Below are 17,513 nucleotides of genomic sequence, written 5' to 3'. Positions count from 1 at the left end.
TTCGCGCCCGGCCGTCCACCTCCGGGACCAGGGGCATTCAACACCAACTCGTCCGGAGGGAGCTTCCCTGCGGCCCGGGGGCCTGCCAGGCTTGGGCGCCATGAAGGGTTTCGTCATCAAGACACTGATCAACGCGGCGGCCATCTGGGTCGCCGCCTGGATCGTCAGCGGCATCCAGCTCGCTCAGGGCAAGGCCGACTGGCAGCACAAGGCGCTGACGGTGCTCGGCGTCGCGGTCGTGTTCGGCGTCGTCAACTGGCTGATCAAGCCGGTCGTGAAGCTGTTCTCGTTCCCGCTGTTCATCCTCACCCTGGGCCTGATCACCTTCGTGATCAACGCCCTGATGCTGATGCTGACCTCGTGGGCGTCCCACAAGCTCGAACTGGATTTCCACGTCACCGGGTTCGGGGCGGCGCTGATCGGCTCGCTGATCATCAGCGTGGTCTCCTGGGGCCTGCACCTGGCCCTGGACGACGACTGACGGCGGCCGACGGCTGACGGCTGACGGCTGACGACGGCCGTTGCGCCGACGCGAGAGGGGCCTGCGCCCGGGTACGTCCACCGGGTACGGGCCCCTCCGTCGCGTCCGCGTCCGCGCCCACTCCGAGAGGCGGGCTACCCCCGGCCGCTGAGGATGTCGGCGAGCTGGGCGTCCAGTTCCCGCGTGGTGATCTCCTGCCCCATGGGCACCAGCCGGTCGGTGCGCGCCAGGAAGGCGACCAGCGGAGCCGCCGAGGAGCGCAGCATGGCGTCTCCGCCGGGCGCCCGCAGGACGAGGCACACCTCGCCGAGCTCCCCGGCGAGCGGGCGGATGTGCACGTCGCCCTCGCCGGAAGGACGGGTGAGGCCGTCCAGCATCAGCTCGCGGGCGAAGACCCAGGTGACGGGGTTGTCGCCGGGCAGGTGGAACGTGAAGCGGACGGCGTACGGGTCGCCGGGGTCGTACTCCAGGTCCACCACGATGCTGAACGTGAGCTCGGGGGAGACCACGAGACCCATCGCCAGGTGGCCCTGGACGGTCGTGCTGTGCTGCATGGCGCCAGTACCTCTCGCTCTGCCAGGTCGCGGGACCCCTTTGTCCCGCCGGCGGCCGGGCATGTTTTCGACGGTTTCGTGCAGTAGATCCACGGTTTCGTGCAACCAGTCCACATTGGACCCTCATCGTCCACGTTTGGGGAGGACATGGACAAGGTGTGCTTTTTCAAATGGTGAACGAGAGTGAACCCCGTCCCCAGGCGCTGTCAAGAGTGCCTCCCGCGCGGCCGGGACCGCCGCCGGGCCGACCGGTCAGAGCACGAACGCCGCGCTCATCGCCCCGACGCTGCGCCGCAGTTGACCGGCCGCGTTGACCAACCGGTCCGCCTGTTCCACCGGCAGCGAGATCGCCAGGGTGGCGACCACCGGGCCGACGGTGATCGGCACGGCCGCGCAGACGGTGCCGAGCGCGTACTCCTGGCGCTCGAGGACGGGCATGGTGGGCCGCTGCGCCGCGAGCCGCCGCAGCACGACCGCGTCCCGGGTGAAGGTCGACGGGGTGAGCCCGACCGGCGGGTGGCGGGCGAGGTGGTCGCGCCGGGCCTCCTCGGGCAGCTGGCCGAGCAGGCACTGGCCGATGGCGTGGGCGTGGGCGGTGGCCCGGAAGTCGGCCCAGGGGGGCACGGCCGGACGCGCCCGGTCCTCGGCGATCTCGACCACCCGCACCTCGCCGTCCTGGTAGCGGGCGAAGTAGACGGCCGCGTCGAGCTCGTCCCGCAGCGTGCGCATCCGCCCCCGCAGGTCCCACCGCTCGGACGGGTGGTCGTCGGTGCGGCCCATGCCGTTCACCGACTCCCCGTAGTGGAACCGGCCGTCCGTCCGCCGCAGGTAGCCCTCGTGGGCGAGGGTGCGCAGCAGGTGGTAGGCGGTGCCCAGGGGCAGGTCGGCGGCACGGGCGAGCTGCTTGGCGGTGGCGCCGTGGCGGAAGCCGCCGACCGCCTCCAGCAGGCGCAGCGCCCGCTGGACGGAGCCGATCAGGGTCGGCCCCCTGCCCCGGCCCGCCGCATCCACCGGCAGGTCCTCCGGGGGCAGGTCCTCCGGGGGCAGGCCCTCCAGGGGCCGCGCCCGTCTCGGACCGCTCCCGGACGGCTCCCCGCTCTGTTCCATGACCAACCCAGCCCCCCGCCCCAGTCCCTCGCACAGGTCCGCGCCCAGCCCGGACATGCGGAGCGCGGGCTCCGCTTCCTCCGGCGGCTGCCCATTGCAGCACAGCGGCGCCCCGAACGGACGCACCCACCCGGGTCGGCGTTTCGACGGCGCGTCCGCGCGGGAGACTCCCGCACAACGCTCCCGCCCCGGAGGTGGCCATGGGCACCGACAACCGCACTCCGCCACCGCGCCCGGTCGTGAAGCGCACCGCCCGCGCGATCCTGCTGGAGCTGGACCGGGACGACCCGTACGGCCCGGCCTCGATCGTGCTGATCCGGCGGGTCCGGCCCGGCTCCCCGCACCCGTACTGGATCACGCCCGGCGGCGGGGTGGAGCGCGAGGACCGCACGGTGGTGGAGGCGCTGCACCGCGAGGTGTCCGAGGAGCTCGGCGGCAAGGTGGTGGACGTGGTGCCCGCCTTCGTCGACACCATCAGCCACACCCACCACGACGACGGCACGCTGCTGCACCCCCACGGGGTCAAGGTGCAGCACTTCTTCGTCTGCCGACTGGCCTCGATGGACCTCAGCCGGCGCCACGGGCCCGAGGTGGACGATCCGAACGGCGAGTACGAGGTGGTCCGGCTGCCGTTCACCCGCGAAGGCGTCACCTCGGTCAACATCGTCCCGCCCCGCCTGCGGGCGTACCTCGCCGCCAACATCGAGGGCGTCCGCGCTCTCCTGGCCCCCGATCTCGCCTAACTGTTCTCCAGTCCGCCGACGAGGTCGTGCCGGATCCGCTCGGCCGGCACCCCCGCGTGCAGCAGCACGCCCACGCCCCGGCGCACCATCGCGGGCGGCCCGCTGAGCATCGCGTCGCGGCCGGGCCAGGGGCCGAACCGGCCCACCACCTCGGGCAGTTCGCCGGTGAGCGCGCCCGCGGCCGGGCCGGTGCCGGAGAGCACCGGGCGCACCGTCAGCCACGGGTGGCGCCCGGCCAGCTCGCGCAGCCCGTCCAGTTCGTACAGATCGGCGGCGCGGCGGGCCCCGTAGAACACCTCGACGCTGCGGCCGGCGTTCGGCCCGTGGGAGACGATCTCCTCGACCAGCGCCCGGATCGGCGCGATGCCGGTGCCGCCGGCCAGGCAGAGCAGGTCGGCCCCGGCGCGGTGGTCGACGGTCATCGAACCGGCCGCCGGGCCCAGCCGAAGGACGTCCCCGGGCGCGGCCCGGTGCACCAGCGCGTTGCTCACCCAGCCCGCCTGGACGGCCTTGACGTGGAAGGTCAGCAGCCCGTCCGACCGGGGCGCGCCGGCGAAGGAGTAGTGCCGCCAGACCCTCGGCCACCAGGGCGTCTCCAGGCTGCAGTACTGCCCGGCCCGGTACGGGTACGCCTGGTCGGGGCGGACGGTGAGCACCGCGACGTCCCGGGTGGGGCGCTCGTGGCGCACGACCTCGCCCTGCCACCAGGGCGGGGAGGTGAGCGCGGCCTCCTCGGCGGCCTCGATCATGATCGTGGAGATCAGCAGGTAGGCGCGGCGCCAGGCCAGTTCGGTGTCGGCGTCCCACCGGGCGCCCGCGTACCGGGCGAGCGCCTGCACGAGACACTCCCCGACCGGGGCGTAGTGGCCGGTCAGCGTGCCGTACCGGCGGTGGCCCCGGCCCAGCCCGCCGAGGTGCGCGCGCAGCGCCACCGGGTCCTCGGCGCCCCGGGCGGCGGCCAGCAGGGCGCGGAAGAGCCGGTCGCGCTGGACGTCCATCGCGGCGGGGAAGAGCGAGCGGACCTCGGGGTGGTGCAGGAAGAGCAGCGCGTAGAAGTGCGCGGTGGCGCGGTCGGCGACGGGTTCGACGACGGCGAGGCTGGCCCTGATCAGCTCGATGTCCCGGGCGGTGAGGGGCAGTTCGACGGCCGAGCCGACGGTCGCGGCGAGCGGTACGACGGGGGTGGGCGCGGCGGGCTGCGCCGCCCAGGCGTTGCTCCAACTGTCGCCGGGGCCCGCCCAGTTGAGCCCGGGCGCATCGGCGAACAGGGGCTGGAAGGCGGGGGTGGTGCCGGTGCCGGTGGTCGCGGGCCGCTCGGGGTGGCTGGGCGCGGGGACGGTCGGCGGGTGGTCGGGCGGCTCGGGGATCAAGCGAGCCGTCGGCTGCCGTACCGGCTCCGGCACCGGCTCCGGTGCCGCCTCCGGTGCCCATGTCGGCTCCGGCACCGCTTCCGCCATGGCGACCGGCGCCGCCTCCGGCAGGCCCGGCACCGAGGAGACCCCCGCCGATCCGTGCCCGGTGCGGATCAGGAGTGTTCTGCGGGACTTCACCGCGACATTTCGAGTACCCAAGAGAATCGTTTCGCCTCCGGCCGACCCAGCGTCACCACCTGGCTTCTCTGCTGACGCCTAGGCAGCGTGGCACGCCCGAAGTGCTCATCCGACAAATCGTGCGAAGCCCGGGACACCCGGCCCCGGGACGCGCTACTCTCACTCGATCTGCGGTCGCCCTGTGTGCCGAGCAGCACACCCAGGGCGACCGCAGCGCGCCCTCACAGCTGCCGCAGCAGCATCCCCGGCTGTTCGACGCAGTCCGCGACGAACCGCAGGAAGCCCCCGGCCGTCCCGCCGTCGCAGACCCGGTGGTCGAAGGTGAACGACAGCTGGGTGACCTCGCGCACCGCCAACTGCCCCTCGTGCACCCAGGGTTTGGCGACGATCCGGCCGACGCCGAGCATCGCCGCCTCCGGGTGGTTGAGGATCGGCGTCGAGCCGTCCACCCCGAACACGCCGTAGTTGTTCAACGTGAAGGTCCCGCCGGTCAGTTCGCCCGGCGTCAGCGAGCCCGCACGGGCGGACTCCGTCAACCGGCCGAGCTCCTCGCCGAGTTGCTCGGTGCTGCGCGCCTGAGCGTCCCGCACCACCGGGACGACGAGGCCCCGCTCGCCCTGCGCGGCGAAACCCAGGTGCACCACCCGGTGCCGGACGATGCCCGAACCGTCCTCCGTCACACTGGAGTTGAGCTCGGGGAAGCGCGCCAGCGCGACGGTGCAGATCCGGGCGAGCAGCGCCAGCACACTCACCTTCGGCCCCGGCGTGGCGTTCAACTGCCGCCGCAGCGCCATCAGTTCGGTGGCGTCGGCGTCCACCCAGCAGGTCGCGGCCGGGATCTCCCGGTGACTGCGGCTGAGCTTCTCCGCCACCGCCTTGCGCAGCCCGCGCAGCGGGACGACCTCCCCCACCGGGGCGGCCGGCGGCGCGACGGCGGGAGCGGAGACCTTCGCCGCGACTGCCCGTTCGACGTCCGCACGCATGATCAGCCCGTCCGGCCCGCTGCCCGTGAGCGCCGTCAGGTCGACGCCCTGCTCCCGGGCCAGCCTCCGCACCAGCGGCGAGATCACCGGCACCACCACGGGAGCGGCCGGAGCCGCCTCGACGACGGGAGCCACGGGAGGAACAGGAGCCACCGGAGCCACGGCCACGGGAGCCGCGACGGCCGCACCGACCCGCCGCCGCCGACCGCCCCTGCTCTCCGCGACCCCGTACCCGACCAACGGCCGCTCGACCTCCGAGGCCGCAGCAGCCGCAGGAGCCGCAGCCCCCGAAGGAGCCCCGGCACCCTCCGCCGACGCCACCGCGACCGTCACCAGGGGCGCGCCCACGGCGATCTCCTCGCCCACCTCCCCGTACCGCGCGGTCACCACCCCGCCGTACGGGCAGGGCACCTCCACCACGGCCTTGGCGGTCTCGACCTCCACCACCGCCTGGTCGACCGCGATCACCTCGCCGACCTCGACCATCCAGCGCACCACCTCCGCCCCGGTGAGCCCCTCACCGAGGTCGGGCAGCCGGAACTCGCGCACAACCGGCATCATCCTCAGTCCTCCCACTGCAGCCGGGCGACGGCGTCCAGGATCCGGTCCACCCCGGGCAGGTGGTGGTGTTCCAGCATCGGCGGCGGGTACGGCACGTCGAACCCGGTGACCCGCACCACCGGCGCGGCCAGGTGGTGGAAGCAGCGCTCGGTGACCCGCGCGGCGATCTCCGCGCCCGTGCCGCCGAAGCCGCTCGCCTCGTGCACCACCACGGCCCGCCCGATCGAGCGCACCACCCGGCAGACCGTCTCGTCGTCGAACGGGACCAGCGTGCGCAGGTCCAGCACCGCGAGGTCGTACCCCTCGGCCTTGGCCGCCTCGGCCGCCTCCAGGCAGACCGGCAGCGAGGGCCCGTACGTGATCAGCACGGCGGAGGTGCCGGTGCGCCGCAGCACCGCGCGGCCGATCGGCTCCACCGGCGCCGCCGGGTCGAACTCCGCCTTGCCCCAGTAGAGCCGCTTGGGCTCCAGGAAGACCACCGGGTCGTCGGAGGCGATCGAGGCCCGCAGCAGCCCGTACGCGTCGGCCACTGTGCCGGGGGTGACGACGTGCAGGCCGGGGGTGCTCGTGTAGTACGCCTCGGAGGCGTCGCTGTGGTGCTCGACGCCGCCGATGCCGCCGCCGTACGGGATGCGGACGGTGATCGGCAGCGGGAGCCGGCCCGCCGTGCGGTTGCGCATCTTGGCGACGTGCGAGAACAGCTGCTCCAGCGCCGGGTAGGCGAAGGCGTCGAACTGCATCTCGACCACCGGGCGCAGCCCGTACATCGCCATGCCGATCGCGGTGCCGAGGATGCCGGCCTCGGCGAGCGGGGTGTCCAGGCAGCGGTCGGGGCCGAACTCGGCGGTCAGGCCGTCGGTGATCCGGAAGACGCCGCCGAGCGCGCCGACGTCCTCGCCGAGCACGTGCACCGACGGGTCCTCGCGCATGGCGTCGCGCAGCGCGGAGTTGAGCGCCTGCGCCATGCTGGCGGTGCGCGTGGGGGTGGGGGCGGGGGCGGGGGCGGACGTGCTCATCATCGCGCCACCTCCGAAGGCTCCGAACCCTCGGCCTCGGCGGCGAGCTCGGCGGCCAGCTGGGCGGCCTGTTCCCGCAGCTGAGGGGTCTGCTCGGCGTAGACGTGGGCGAACAGCGCCATCGGGTCGAGCTCGGGTTCCACGTGGAACTCCGCGCGCATCCGCGCCGCCAGCGCCTCGGCCTCGTCGGCCGCCCGCCGCACCAGCTCGTCGTCCAGGAGGCCGAGGTCGCGCAGCGCGCGGTCCATCAGCAGGATCGGGTCGTGCTCCCGCCAGGCGGCCACCTCGGGCTCGTCCCGGTAGCGGGTGGCGTCGTCGGCGTTGGTGTGCGCCTCGATCCGGTAGGTGAGCGCCTCGACGAGGGTCGGGCCGCCGCCGCCGCGGGCGCGCTCGACGGCCTCGGCGAGGACGGAGTGCACCGCGGGCGCGTCGTTGCCGTCGACCAGCCGCCCGGCCATGCCGTAGCCGACCGCCTTGTGCGCCAGGGAGGGCGCGGCGGACTGCGCGCTGAGCGGCACGGAGATGGCGTAGCCGTTGTTCTGCACCAGGAACACCACCGGCGCCCGGAGCACGGCCGCGAAGTTCAGCGCCTCGTGGAAGTCGCCCTCGCTGGTGCCGCCGTCGCCGAGCATGGCGAGCGCGACCACCGGCTCGCCGCTCAGCCGGGCGGCGTGCGCCAGGCCCACGGCGTGCGGGGCCTGGGTGGCGAGCGGGGTGCAGAGCGGGGCGGTCCGGCTGGCGCGCGGGTCGTAGCCGGTGTGGGCGTTGCCGCGCAGCAGGGTGAGCGCCTCCAGCGGGTCGACGCCCCGGGAGACCACGGCGAGGGTGTCGCGGTAGCTGGGGAAGAGCCAGTCGCGCTCGCGCAGCACCAGCGCGGCGGCCACCTGGCAGGCCTCCTGGCCGGTGGAGGCCGGGTAGACGGCGAGGCGGCCCTGCTTGGTGAGGGTGGTCGCCTGCTGGTTGTAGCGGCGGCCGATCACCAGGCGCCGGTACAGCTCGCGCAGCAGCGCCGGGTCCTGCTTCTCCAGCACCGGGGTGCCGATCGCGCGGACGGGGGAGACGTCCGGGAGGAACGGGGCCGGGTCGGTGCGCGGGGCGGTGGCTCCGGGCAGCCAACCGGGTACGCCCGTGTGGTGTCTGTGGTCGAGAACGGTCATCTCGGGGCACCTCCTGGGTTGGCGGGGGCTCCCTACCGATTGTTCGGTCGTCTGTTCATCTTGACCAGAAGCGTGACAAGGTGGTGGACATTCGGCCCGTGGGGCGGTCGACTGGTGGCAGTGCGTCCAAACGATGAGGGTGGGGGGTCATGTCGGCTGAACAGATGTCCAGACTCGACCGGGTCGACCGGTCGATCCTGCGGCTGCTGCAGCAGGACGGCCGGGCCTCCATCCGCTCGGTGGCCGAGCGGGTGCACGTGTCCCGGGCGAACGCCTACGCCCGGATCTCCAGGATGGTCGAGGACGGCATCATCCGCGGCTTCACCGCCAGGGTGGACCACGAACGCGCAGGTCAGGGCGCGTCGGCGTACATCACCCTGAAAATCGTCCAGAACTCCTGGCGCACCGTGCGCGAGCAGCTGCTGGAGCTGCCCGGGGTCGCCCACATCGCCCTGGTCGGCGGGGACTTCGACGTGCTGCTGCTGGTGCACACCGCCGACAACCACGCCCTGCGGGAGCTCGTGCTCAACCGCATCCAGTCCATCCCCCAGGTGCTCGGCACCCGGACGATGCTGGTCTTCGAGGAAACGGACCAGGTCCCGCCCGACTAGCCCGCCCGACTAACGCGCGCGCAGCCCGTCGAAGGCCAGGTGCACCACCGCGTCGGCCACGCCGTCCGCGGCCTTCAGGCCCGGCCGGTACCACTCCACGATCGAGTTGATCATCCCGAACAGCAGCCGTGTGGCCAGCCGGGGCTCCACGTCCGCCCGCAGCGCGCCGTCCGCGACGGCCGCCCGCAGCAGCTCCGCCACCTGGTGGTCGAACTCGCGCCGCCGCTCCAGCGCCCACTGCTCGGTCACCGTGTTGCCGCGCACCCGCAGCAGCAGCGTCACGTACGGCAGCTCCTCCAGCAGCACCTCGGCGGTACGCCGCACCACGTGCTCCAGCCGCTCCACCGCCGCGCCCTGCACGGCCCCCGGCTCGGCGAGGATCGCGGACAGCCCGTCCAGCGCCCGCCCGACCGCCAGCCGCAGCAGCTCCTCCTTGCCGCGCACGTGGTGGTAGATCGACGACTTGGAGATCCCGGCCGCCCGCGACAGGTCCTCCATGGACGTGCCGTCGTAACCCCGCTCGTTGAACACGTCGACGGTCACCGCGAGCAGCGACTCGACGGTGTAGGCGGTGCGCGTGGTGTGATCGGCCATCCTCCGAGTATCCCCGGCCGCCCGCGGGCCCACGCGGTCGGGTCCGCTCCGGGCCCTGGACGATCGGCCCCGGGCACCCGACGAAAACCGCCGGACACGCCCTAGACTCTGCGGACGATCGTCCACGTCCAGCGAGCTGGAGCCACGGCTGATGAACGCAATACCGGCAGTCGCCTCCGACCCTCCCGAGCAGCGCGGAGGGGAGACGGAGGGCGTCCCGGACACGTGGCAGGAGCGGGCCCGGGCCCTGGTGATCCGCTTCGGCCCCGCCGTGTGGTGCTACGCCCTGCTCAAGCTGGTCGGCTTCACCGTCTTCATGAAGCTGCTCTCCTTCTCGGGCGAGTACGCGAAGAAGCCGGCCCGCTTCGGCGGTGGCGCCAACCCGTGGGACGTCCTGGCCAGCTGGGACGGCTGGTGGTACCAGCAGGTGGCCCAGTTCGGCTACCACCCGGCCCTCGTCCCGATCCCCGGCGCGACCAGCGGGTTCATGGTCGAGCAGAACTCCGCCGCCTTCTTCCCGCTGTACCCGGGCCTGATGCGGCTGACCTCGGACGTCACGGGCCTGGGCCTGTACGGCGCGGGGATGCTGGTCTCGGTGGTGGCCTCGCTGTTCGCCGCCGCCGGGATCTACGCCGTGGTCGAGAAGCTGTCCGGCGACGCCCGGGCGGGCGTGATCGCGGCCGGGATCTGGGCGGTCGCCCCGGGCTCGGGCGCCGAGTGGGCGATCTACTCGGACTCGACCTTCGTCGCCCTGGCCACCTGGGCCTGCTACTGCGTGATGACCAAGCGCTGGGTCGTCGCCGGGGCGATCACCCTGGTCGCCGGGCTCAACCGGCCGACGGCCGCCGCCCTGATCGGCGCGGTGGGCCTGGCCGCGCTGGTGGAGCTGTGGCGGCGCGACAGCGGCGTGCTGCGCCCGCTGGCCGGGATGCTGCTGGCGCCCCTCGGCCTGCTGGGCTACGTCGCGTGGGTGGGCTGGCGCACCGGCGAGTGGGGCGGCTACTTCCGGCTGCAGCACGACGCCTGGCTGCACTACTTCGACTGGGGCCAGGGCACCTGGGCCGCGATCCGGGGCGTGCTGCTGGGCCGCACCGACTACCCGTTCGCCTTCCCGGTGCCGGACCTCTTCGCCACCCTGATCGTGTTCAGCCTGCCGGTGCTGATCGCCCTGCTGATCCGGCTGCGCCCGCCGCTGGTGCTGACCGCCTACACGCTGGCCACCATCGTCTCGGTGCTCGGGAGCCTGGGCATCTTCGGCAACGTCTCGCGCTACCTGCTGCCGGCGTTCCCGCTGTTCGTGCCGCTGGCGATCGGGATGCGCAAGCTCAGCTGGCCGGTGCTGGCCACCGTCCTGGGCAGCGCCGCGATCGCCTCCGGCTGGTACGGCGGCTACATGATCTTCGAACTCGGCGTCCCGTAAACCCTGCGCGAGCAAGGCCCCGAGGGGCGCGTCCGGCCTGGGACGCGCCCCTTCGCGCGTCCCGGAATCAATCCCCCACACCCCCTTTCGCCGACCGATCGTTCGGTTACTCTGTGACGTGTCCCCTTCCTCCACCTGAGGAGCGCACATGTCCGCAGCGGTCACCCACCCCGTCGTCGCCGAGCTGGTCGAGCGCCACCAGGCCACCCTGGACGCCGCCCTCGACGCCGCCGCCAAGCGCGACTACTGGTCGCCGTACCCCGAGTTCCCGAAGGCTTACGGCGAGAACGGCCCGGCGGACGGCAAGGCGGCCTTCGACGCCCTGCTCGGCAAGCCCTTCGCCCTCGACGGCCACCCCACCGACGGCGACCTCGTCGGCGGGGAGGCCTCCCCGTACGGCGTCGAGCTCGGCGTCACCTACCCGCACGCCGGCGCCGACGCCCTGATCGCCGCGCTGCGCGACGCCCGGCCCGCCTGGGCCGCCGCCTCCCCGCTGGAGCGCGCCGCCGTCAGCCTGGAGATCCTGCACCGGATCAACGCCCGCTCCCACGAGTTCGCCCAGGCCGTCATGCACACCACCGGCCAGGCGTACGGCATGGCCTTCCAGGCCGGCGGCCCGCACGCCCAGGACCGCGGGCTGGAGGCCGTCACCTACGCCTACGCCGAGCAGACCCGCCTGCCCCAGCAGGCCGGCTGGACCAAGCCCCAGGGCAAGCGCGACCCGCTCGTGATGACCAAGCAGTTCACCGTCGTCCCGCGCGGCCTCGCCCTGCTGATCGGCTGCAACACCTTCCCGACCTGGAACGGCTACCCGGGCCTGTTCGCCTCCCTCGCCACCGGCAACCCCGTGCTGGTCAAGCCGCACCCCCGCGCCGTCCTGCCGCTGGCGCTGACCGTGCGCATCGCCCGCGAGGTGCTCGCCGAGGCCGGCTTCGACCCGAACCTGGTCTGCCTGGCCGCCGAGCACGAGGGCGGCACCGTCGCCCAGACCCTCGCCGTCCACCCCGAGGTGAAGCTGATCGACTACACCGGCTCCACCGCCTTCGGCGACTGGCTGGAGGAGAACGCCCGCCAGGCGCAGGTCTACACCGAGAAGGCCGGCGTCAACGCGGTGGTGATCGACTCCACCGACGACTACAAGGGCATGCTCGGCAACCTGGCCTTCGCCCTGTCCCTCTACAGCGGCCAGATGTGCACCACCCCGCAGAACCTGCTGATCCCCCGCACCGGCATCGCCACCGACCAAGGCGACAAGTCCTTCGACCAGGTCGTCGCCGACCTCGGCGCCGCCATCGAGGGCCTGCTCTCCGACGACGCCCGCGCCGCCGCCATCCTGGGCGCGGTCGTCAACCCCGGCGTGCTCCAGCGCTCGGCCGCCGCGGCCGGCGGCGAGTACGGCGAACTCGCCCTCGCCCCCCGCGCGGTGGCCTCGCCGGAGTTCCCCGGCGCCACCGTCCGCACCCCCGCCCTGGTCAAGCTCGACGCCGACAAGCCGGACGACCGCGCCGTGCTGCGCAGCGAGTGCTTCGGCCCGGTCTCCTTCGCCGTCGCCGTGGAGAACACCGAGGCCGCCGTGGAGCTGCTGCGCACCACCGTCCGCGACAAGGGCGCCATGACGGCCACCGGCTACACCACCTCGCCCGAGGTGGAGGCCCGTCTGGTCGCCGCCGTCCTGGACGCCGGCGTCTCGCTCTCGCTCAACCTGACGGGCGGCGTCTACCCCAACCAGACCGCCGCCTTCTCCGACCTGCACGGCACCGGCGCCAACCCGGCCGCCAACGCCGCGTACTGCGACGGTGCCTTCGTCGCCAACCGGTTCCGTACGGTGGAGATCCGCCGCCCCGCCTGATCCCCACCCGCACGAAACACCGGGCCCCCGGGCGGTCGCACCGACCACCCGGGGGCCCGGTGGTTCACAGCCGGTACGCCGACCGCGAGAATGGACCCCGGGAGCACGTCCGGGAACAGCGTGCAACCACCCTCCGAACACCGGGAGCTGACAGATGTCCGTGAAGCCGACGACCGAAACCGACGTCCTGATCGTCGGTGCCGGGCCCACCGGACTGCTGCTGGCAGGCGATCTCGCCGCCGCCGGAGTCGGCGTCACCGTCCTGGAGAAGCGCGGCGCCGAGTCCAACCTCACCCGGGCCTTCGCCGTGCACGCCCGCAGCCTCGAACTCCTCGACGCCCGGGGCCTGGCCGACGCCCTCATCGCCACCGGCCGCCCGCTCACCGAGCTGCGGATGTTCGGCCGCTTCGGCGTCGACCTCTCCGTCCTGCCGACGCGCTTCCCGTTCGTCCTGATCACCCCGCAGTACAACGTCGAGCGCCTGCTGCTGGAGCGCGCCGAGAAGGCGGGCGCCACCGTGCTGCGCGGCGCCGAGGTCACGGGCCTGCGCCAGGACGCCGAGGGCGTCACCCTGGAGACCGGCGACGGCGGCGTCCACCGCGCCCGGTACGCGGTCGGCACCGACGGCGTCCGCTCGGCCGTCCGCGAGCTGCTCGGCATCCCGTTCCCCGGCGAGTCGGTGGTCGAATCGGTGATGCTCGCCGACGTCCGCCTGGCCAACGAGCCCGCCGACGGGATCACCGCCGGGGCGGGCGCCAAGGGCTTCGCCTTCGTGGTGCCCTTCGGCGACGGCTGGTACCGGCTCATCGCCTGGGACCGCACCGAGCACCTCCCCGACGGCGCCGTCCCCTCGCCCGAGCACCTGGCCGCCGTCGCCCAGGAGGCCCTGGGCGAGGACCTCGGCCTCGGCGAGGTCCGCTGGAGCTCCACCTTCCACAGCGACGAACGCCAGGCCCCCAACTACCGCTCCGGACGCGTCTTCCTGGCCGGCGACGCCGCCCACTGCCACTCCCCGGCCGGCGGCCAGGGCATGAACACGGGCCTCCAGGACGCCGCCAACCTCTCCTGGAAGCTCGCCGCCGCCCTGCGCGGCCACGCCACCGACGCCCTGCTGGACACCTACCAGAGCGAGCGCCACCCCGTCGGGAAGATGGTCCTGCGCACCTCCGGCGCCCTGATCCGGATCGCCCTGGCCGAGTCCGCCCCCACCCGCGCCCTGCGCGGGGCGCTCACCGCCCTGGGCGGCCACCTCGACCCGGTCACCGAGCGCGGCGCCCGTACGGTCTCCGGCATCGCCATCTCCTACCCCGCGCCCAAGGACGCCCACCCCCAGGTCGGCAAGCGCGTCCCGGACCTGCGGCTGACCGCCGTCACCAAGCCCGAGGACGGCGATCCGTCCGGGCCCGGGCGGCTCTACGAGGCGCTGCGCGCGGGCAAGTTCGTCCTCGTCAGCAACGACGAGCAGACCGCCGCCGCACCCTGGGCCGGTGAGCTGGTCACGGCCGCCCCCGCCGACCCGCACGGCAAGCTGCGCGACACCGTCCTGCTGATCCGCCCGGACGGCTACGTCGCCTGGGGCGCCGTCGACCCCGGCCACCGCGAGCTGCGCGAGGCCCTCACCGCCTGGCTCGGAGACCCCGCCGCCTGACGGCCGCCACGGTCCCGTGCCCCGGGTGCGGGACCCTGCTCAGCCCTTGGCCTTCTCGTAGTGCCGGGCCGCCTTGGCCCGGTTCCCGCACACCGCCATCCGGCACCAGCGCCGCTTCCCGTTCTGCGAGGCGTCGAAGAAGTGCAGGATGCACGCCTCGTGCGCGCACTGCTTGAGCCGCGGCGCCCCCTGGGCGAGCAGGGCGAGGAGGTCGTCCACCGCGATCCAGGGCGCGAGCCACTGCGGCCCGTCCGTCTCCGCCCGGTCCTCGGGCCCACCGGGGCCGGCGGTGCGCCGCAGGCGTCCGTGGTCGAGCACCGCGTCCAGTCCTGAACGCGCCCCGGGGCCCAACTCGCCCTGATCCCTCAGGTCTTGAAAGGCGAGGCCGATCGCCTCGCGGGCCTGGAGGATCGCCGCCAGCCCGGCCCCGTCGGCGGTGCAGCGCCCGTCGAGGCCGTTCGAGGAGAGCCAGATCCCGTACCCCTGCACGCCGTCCAGCAGGTCGTTGACGGGCGTGCCGGCCCAGCGCGTGTTGAGGAGGTCGAGCGCGAGCGGCTCGCCGATCAGGGGGCGGGGGTCGCGGGGGTCCGGGGTCACGTCGACCATCCTGCCACTGCGGCCATTCACTGAATGAACCCTCGTTCGCCTGTCATGTCCACACTTGACTGTTCTTTAGCAAGCAATTGCCCATTCATGATCCACTCCCCCTCCTTGTTCTGTCATGTTCTGACCAGCGTTCACGACCGCCCGGAACGCGTGGCCCCCTAGCCGGTCCCCACAACCGGCCGGAGGAGGAGAAACGTTGCGTCCCCGCACCCTCGCCCTCGCCGCGGCGATAGCCGTCCTGCCCCTCACCGCCGTCTCGCTCGGTGTCTCCACCGCGCAGGCCGCCTCACCGAACGCCGCCCCGCGCGTCGCGCTCGCCAACACCGTCAACCCGGCCGTGGCGCACTCGGAGAAGAAGGGCGACGTCCCCGCCGAGCAGCAGATATCGGTGGCCGTCAGCCTCAAGCTGCGCGACACCGCGGGCCTGGACCGCTTCCTCGCCGCGGTCACCACCCCGGGCACCCCCGAGTACGGGAAGTTCCTGACGCCCGAGCAGTTCACCGAGCGCTTCGGCCCGACCCGCGAGGCCGTCCAGCAGGTCAAGGACTACCTCGCCGGCCAGGGCCTGACCGTCACCGAGGTCAGCGCCAACCGCCAGGTCGTCAGCGCCCGCGGCACCGCCGCGAAGGTCTCGCAGGCGTTCGCCACCCACGAGAGCGCGTACGTCGACCCGCAGCTGCAGCGCACCTTCTTCGCCAACGACGACGCCGCCTCGATCCCCTTCGACCTGGCCGCCGTCGTCCAGGGCGTCAGCGGCCTGGACAACCACGCGGTGCGCAAGAACCGCCTGGCCAAGCCCAGCGCGGCCAGCTCGACCACTGCCGCGCCGAACGCCGCCACCGCCTCCCCGAGCGGCATGAGCCCGGCCCAGTACGACGGCGCCTACAACCTGACCAAGACCGGCGCGGACGGCACCGGCACCACCGTCGCGCTCTGGGAGTTCGACGGCTACAAGTCCTCCGACCTGACCACCTACGACGCCCAGTACGGCCTGACCGGCCCGGCCGTCTCCACGGTCTCGGTGGACGGCGCCAACTACGACTCCGCGCCCGGCCAGGGCATGGGCGAGGTCGAGCTGGACAGCGAGATCGTCCGCGGCGCGGCCCCCAAGGCCACCCAGCTGATCTACGAGGCCCCGAACAGCGACCAGGGCGAGATCGACATGGCCAACAAGATCGTGGCCGACAACCGGGCCTCGGTCATCTCGATCTCCTGGGGCTCCTGCGAGCCGGACACCACCGCCGCCTCGATGACGGCCGTGGACAACGCCTTCAAGCAGGCCGCCGCCCAGGGCATCTCGATCTTCTCCGCCTCCGGCGACGACGGCTCCCGCGACTGCACCCGCTCCACCAGCGGCTCGACCGTCAAGGCCGTCGACTTCCCCGCCTCCAGCCCGCACCAGACCGGCGTCGGCGGCACCAACCTCAAGGTGACCAGCGCCAACGGCTACTCCTCGGAGTCCGCCTGGAGCACCGCCGGCGGCGGCGTCTCCACCGTCTTCAGCAAGCCGAGCTGGCAGACGGGCACCGGCGTCAGCGGCACCATGCGCACCGTCCCGGACGTCTCCTCCAACGCCGACCCGGCGAGCGGCTTCGCCATCTACACCGGCGGCGCCTGGCAGGTCTACGGCGGCACCAGCGCCGCCGCACCGCTGTGGTCCGGCTACGCGGCCCAGTTCAACCAGAAGGCCAAGGCCGCCGGGAAGCCCGCCCTCGGCGAGGCGAGCCCGCGCCTGTACTCGGTCGCCAACAGCAGCAGCTACGGCAGCGCCTTCCACGACGTGACCACCGGCGCCAACCAGGACTTCTCCGCCAAGGCCGGCTACGACCAGGTCACCGGCTGGGGCACCCCGGTCGCCGACCAGCTGACCACCGCCCTGCTCGGCGGCGGCACCACCCCGCCGCCCACCGGCGGCTGCACCGCCGCCCAGCTGATCGGCAACGGCGGCTTCGAGACCGGCACCGCCGCCCCGTGGAGCACCAGCTCCGGCGTGGTCGACAACAGCTCCTCCCAGCCGGCCCACTCCGGCAGCTGGAAGGCGTGGCTGAACGGCTACGGCAGCACCCACACCGACACCCTGTCGCAGACCGTCTCCGTCCCGGCCGGCTGCACCTCCGCGATCCTCACCTTCCAGCTCCACATCGACACCGCGGAGACCACCACCAGCACCGCGTACGACAAGCTGACCCTCCAGGCGAACTCCACCGCGGTCAAGACCTGGTCCAACCTGGACGCGGCCACCGGCTACGTCCAGCGGAGCGTGGACCTGACCTCCTTCGCCGGCCAGACGGTGACCCTGAAGTTCACCGGCACCGAGGACGGCTCCGCCCAGACCAGCTTCGTGATCGACGACGTCGCCCTGAACGTCGGCTGACCACCCCGCCGGCAGCACCACCCGCACCACCCGAACCCCCGCCGGGGCGGCGCCTTCACGGCCCGCCCCGGCGGTGTCCTGTTTCCGGCCTGTTTCAAGATCGATAACCTTGTGGTCCACCTGTCGTGACCCCTGTCATACGCACGACTGATGACGTAGCCTCTCGACCGTGCATAGGGTTCCCCAAAGCTCGGTGAAGCCGCGGGCGGCGCGCTCCGGCGCCGACCAGGTCCCGCCGAAGTCACCTGGTGGGGAGGGT

Annotated in this window: 15 protein-coding genes; 7 read left to right on the top strand and 8 right to left on the bottom strand. The window is 73.3% G+C overall.

The annotated features are described in order from the left end of the window. The first annotated feature begins 100 nt into the window (after positions 1 to 100). The gene (locus ACIBCA_RS13485) at positions 101 to 481 is read left to right on the top strand and encodes a phage holin family protein (RefSeq protein WP_396283012.1); all 381 of its coding nucleotides are present in this window, start codon (positions 101 to 103) and stop codon (positions 479 to 481) included. Positions 482 to 615: 134 nt separating this feature from the next. On the opposite strand, the gene ACIBCA_RS13480 is transcribed toward ACIBCA_RS13485, so the two are convergent. After that, positions 616 to 1,035 (bottom strand): SsgA family sporulation/cell division regulator, encoded by a 420-nt coding sequence (locus ACIBCA_RS13480; RefSeq protein ID WP_396283011.1) that lies wholly within the window; start codon positions 1,033 to 1,035, stop codon positions 616 to 618. Positions 1,036 to 1,287: 252 nt separating this feature from the next. Beyond that, on the bottom strand, positions 1,288 to 2,142 hold the full coding sequence (locus ACIBCA_RS13475) for an IclR family transcriptional regulator (protein ID WP_396283010.1): 855 nt from the start codon (positions 2,140 to 2,142) through the stop codon (positions 1,288 to 1,290). A gap of 200 nt (positions 2,143 to 2,342) precedes the next feature. On the opposite strand from ACIBCA_RS13475, the gene ACIBCA_RS13470 reads away from it, so the two are divergent. Next, a complete protein-coding gene (locus ACIBCA_RS13470) occupies positions 2,343 to 2,885 on the top strand; it encodes an NUDIX domain-containing protein (protein ID WP_396283009.1) in 543 nt (180 codons plus the stop codon). Here ACIBCA_RS13470 and ACIBCA_RS13465 read toward each other — a convergent pair. The 4 genes from ACIBCA_RS13465 to ACIBCA_RS13450 all read right to left on the bottom strand — a co-directional run bounded on the left by ACIBCA_RS13465 (position 2,882) and on the right by ACIBCA_RS13450 (position 8,152). After that, the gene (locus ACIBCA_RS13465) at positions 2,882 to 4,435 is read right to left on the bottom strand and encodes a globin domain-containing protein (protein ID WP_396283008.1); all 1,554 of its coding nucleotides are present in this window, start codon (positions 4,433 to 4,435) and stop codon (positions 2,882 to 2,884) included. The two genes, ACIBCA_RS13470 and ACIBCA_RS13465, sit on opposite strands and share 4 nt — an antisense overlap. Positions 4,436 to 4,656: 221 nt before the next feature. Further along, entirely contained in the window at positions 4,657 to 5,976 is a 1,320-nt protein-coding gene (locus ACIBCA_RS13460; protein ID WP_396283272.1) for a dihydrolipoamide acetyltransferase family protein, read from the bottom strand. Between the two features lie 5 nt (positions 5,977 to 5,981). Next, complete coding sequence (locus tag ACIBCA_RS13455) at positions 5,982 to 6,995, bottom strand: alpha-ketoacid dehydrogenase subunit beta (RefSeq protein WP_396283271.1); 1,014 nt, start codon at positions 6,993 to 6,995, stop codon at positions 5,982 to 5,984. Continuing rightward, positions 6,995 to 8,152 carry a thiamine pyrophosphate-dependent dehydrogenase E1 component subunit alpha gene (locus ACIBCA_RS13450; protein WP_396283007.1) on the bottom strand — a complete coding sequence of 386 codons (1,158 nt, stop codon included), beginning with the start codon at positions 8,150 to 8,152 and terminating at the stop codon, positions 6,995 to 6,997. Before ACIBCA_RS13450 ends, ACIBCA_RS13455 begins: the two co-directional genes overlap by 1 nt. Positions 8,153 to 8,316: 164 nt before the next feature. Here ACIBCA_RS13450 and ACIBCA_RS13445 point away from each other — a divergent pair, with 164 nt between their 5' ends. Further along, entirely contained in the window at positions 8,317 to 8,763 is a 447-nt protein-coding gene (locus ACIBCA_RS13445; RefSeq protein WP_072656332.1) for an Lrp/AsnC family transcriptional regulator, read from the top strand. A gap of 9 nt (positions 8,764 to 8,772) precedes the next feature. Here the strand turns inward: ACIBCA_RS13445 and ACIBCA_RS13440 are convergent, their stop codons facing one another. Further along, positions 8,773 to 9,357 (bottom strand): TetR/AcrR family transcriptional regulator, encoded by a 585-nt coding sequence (locus ACIBCA_RS13440; protein ID WP_396283006.1) that lies wholly within the window; start codon positions 9,355 to 9,357, stop codon positions 8,773 to 8,775. A gap of 151 nt (positions 9,358 to 9,508) precedes the next feature. Between ACIBCA_RS13440 and ACIBCA_RS13435 the strand changes: the two genes are divergently transcribed. From ACIBCA_RS13435 to ACIBCA_RS13425, 3 genes are all read left to right on the top strand, one after another. Further along, the gene (locus ACIBCA_RS13435) at positions 9,509 to 10,777 is read left to right on the top strand and encodes a hypothetical protein (protein ID WP_396283005.1); all 1,269 of its coding nucleotides are present in this window, start codon (positions 9,509 to 9,511) and stop codon (positions 10,775 to 10,777) included. A 148-nt stretch (positions 10,778 to 10,925) separates the two neighbouring features. Beyond that, positions 10,926 to 12,626: a phenylacetic acid degradation protein PaaN gene (gene paaN, locus ACIBCA_RS13430; protein ID WP_396283004.1), complete on the top strand. Its 1,701-nt coding sequence runs from the start codon at positions 10,926 to 10,928 to the stop codon at positions 12,624 to 12,626. 154 nt (positions 12,627 to 12,780) lie between these two features. Further along, the gene (locus ACIBCA_RS13425; RefSeq protein ID WP_396283003.1) at positions 12,781 to 14,274 is read left to right on the top strand and encodes an FAD-dependent monooxygenase; all 1,494 of its coding nucleotides are present in this window, start codon (positions 12,781 to 12,783) and stop codon (positions 14,272 to 14,274) included. Positions 14,275 to 14,313: 39 nt separating this feature from the next. On the opposite strand, the gene ACIBCA_RS13420 is transcribed toward ACIBCA_RS13425, so the two are convergent. Then, complete coding sequence (locus tag ACIBCA_RS13420) at positions 14,314 to 14,871, bottom strand: CGNR zinc finger domain-containing protein (protein WP_396283002.1); 558 nt, start codon at positions 14,869 to 14,871, stop codon at positions 14,314 to 14,316. Between the two features lie 205 nt (positions 14,872 to 15,076). Between ACIBCA_RS13420 and ACIBCA_RS13415 the strand changes: the two genes are divergently transcribed. Continuing rightward, the gene (locus tag ACIBCA_RS13415) at positions 15,077 to 17,254 is read left to right on the top strand and encodes a protease pro-enzyme activation domain-containing protein (protein WP_396283001.1); all 2,178 of its coding nucleotides are present in this window, start codon (positions 15,077 to 15,079) and stop codon (positions 17,252 to 17,254) included. The last annotated feature ends 259 nt before the right edge of the window (positions 17,255 to 17,513 follow it).

This window comes from Kitasatospora sp. NPDC051170 (assembly GCF_044455705.1).
GTDB lineage: Bacteria > Actinomycetota > Actinomycetes > Streptomycetales > Streptomycetaceae > Kitasatospora.
Note: the sequence above shows the minus strand (reverse complement) of the source record. Positions and strands in the feature narration are given on the sequence as shown.

Excerpts from the sequence above, each read along its gene's own strand:
- ACIBCA_RS13485 (WP_396283012.1), top strand. The coding sequence starts at position 101 with ATGAAGGGTTTCGTCATCAAGACACTGATCAACGCGGCGGCCATCTGG.
- ACIBCA_RS13480 (WP_396283011.1), bottom strand. The coding sequence starts at position 1,035 with ATGCAGCACAGCACGACCGTCCAGGGCCACCTGGCGATGGGTCTCGTG.
- ACIBCA_RS13475 (WP_396283010.1), bottom strand. The coding sequence starts at position 2,142 with ATGGAACAGAGCGGGGAGCCGTCCGGGAGCGGTCCGAGACGGGCGCGG.
- ACIBCA_RS13470 (WP_396283009.1), top strand. The coding sequence starts at position 2,343 with ATGGGCACCGACAACCGCACTCCGCCACCGCGCCCGGTCGTGAAGCGC.
- ACIBCA_RS13460 (WP_396283272.1), bottom strand. The coding sequence starts at position 5,976 with ATGCCGGTTGTGCGCGAGTTCCGGCTGCCCGACCTCGGTGAGGGGCTC.
- ACIBCA_RS13455 (WP_396283271.1), bottom strand. The coding sequence starts at position 6,995 with ATGAGCACGTCCGCCCCCGCCCCCGCCCCCACCCCCACGCGCACCGCC.
- ACIBCA_RS13450 (WP_396283007.1), bottom strand. The coding sequence starts at position 8,152 with ATGACCGTTCTCGACCACAGACACCACACGGGCGTACCCGGTTGGCTG.
- ACIBCA_RS13445 (WP_072656332.1), top strand. The coding sequence starts at position 8,317 with ATGTCCAGACTCGACCGGGTCGACCGGTCGATCCTGCGGCTGCTGCAG.
- ACIBCA_RS13440 (WP_396283006.1), bottom strand. The coding sequence starts at position 9,357 with ATGGCCGATCACACCACGCGCACCGCCTACACCGTCGAGTCGCTGCTC.
- ACIBCA_RS13435 (WP_396283005.1), top strand. The coding sequence starts at position 9,509 with ATGAACGCAATACCGGCAGTCGCCTCCGACCCTCCCGAGCAGCGCGGA.
- paaN (WP_396283004.1), top strand. The coding sequence starts at position 10,926 with ATGTCCGCAGCGGTCACCCACCCCGTCGTCGCCGAGCTGGTCGAGCGC.
- ACIBCA_RS13425 (WP_396283003.1), top strand. The coding sequence starts at position 12,781 with ATGTCCGTGAAGCCGACGACCGAAACCGACGTCCTGATCGTCGGTGCC.